This is a genomic window from Microbacterium sp. MYb72 (assembly GCF_002979415.1).
GTDB lineage: Bacteria > Actinomycetota > Actinomycetes > Actinomycetales > Microbacteriaceae > Microbacterium > Microbacterium natoriense.
Genome location: NZ_PCOT01000067.1, coordinates 1 through 1,027, shown reverse-complemented (window position 1 = coordinate 1,027; position 1,027 = coordinate 1). Strand labels below are relative to the sequence as shown.

General features: G+C 55.9%; 1 protein-coding gene. It reads left to right on the top strand.

Annotation, left to right across the window (positions count from 1 at the left end; all coding sequences use genetic code 11):
* Positions 1-5 precede the first annotated feature (5 nt).
* On the top strand, positions 6-1,027 hold a 1,022-nt coding region (locus tag CQ047_RS18630; RefSeq protein WP_105677541.1), incomplete at its 3' end, for an NAD(P)/FAD-dependent oxidoreductase.

Here is a 1,027-nt window from a genome sequence, read left to right as displayed (position 1 = left end):
TTTCCATGAACGGACCGGATACCCCCCATATCCTTGTCGTCGGCGCAGGCTTTGGCGGCCTGCAATTCATCCATGATCTGAAAGGCGCGAATGTTCGCATAACGCTCGTCGATCAACGCAATCATCATCTTTTCCAGCCACTGCTTTATCAGGTCGCCACAACCATTCTCGCGACTTCTGAAATTGCCTGGCCGATCCGCCACCTCTTTCGCGACCGTAAGGAAGTCACAACCTTGCTTGGAACGGTTGTCGGGGTGGATGCTGCTGCCCAAAAGGTGTGGCTCGAAAACGGTGAGGAGATTGCCTATGACACGCTGGTGCTCGCAACGGGCGCGCGCCACGCATATTTTGGCAATGATCGTTGGGAAAAAGTTGCTCCTGGTCTGAAAGCGCTGGAGGACGCTACGACCATTCGCCGCCGTTTGCTTCTCGCATTTGAACGTGCGGAGCGCGAAACCGATCTTGCGAAACAACAGGCTTTGCTCACATTCTCGGTGGTTGGTGGGGGACCGACCGGCGTAGAATTGGCGGGCATTATTGCAGAACTGGCCAAGCAGACCATGTGGCCGGAATTCCGCAATATCGATACGCGGCAGGCACGCATTCTGCTCGTTGAGGCGGGTCCACGTATTCTGGCAGCATTTCCGGAAGATCTATCAAACTACGCGCAAAATGCTTTGGAGAAGATCGGCGTTGAAGTACGCCTCGGTGTGCCGGTTAAGGAAATCACAGAGGATGGCGTGACTGTTGGCGAGGAGTTCATTCCTTGCAAAACAGCGATTTGGGCCGCTGGTGTTGCTGCATCACCTGCGGCAGCATGGTTGGGTGCCGAGAGCGACCGCGCTGGTCGCGTTCGTGTTCTTCCGGATCTGACTGTAGTCGGCCATGAGAATATCTTCGTGATCGGTGATACGGCTTTGGTTGAAGGACCGGATGGAAAGCCTGTGCCGGGCATTGCACCAGCGGCCAAGCAGCAGGGAGCCTATGTTGCGAAGGTTATTCGCAGCCGCACGTCCGGTAAGGCCAT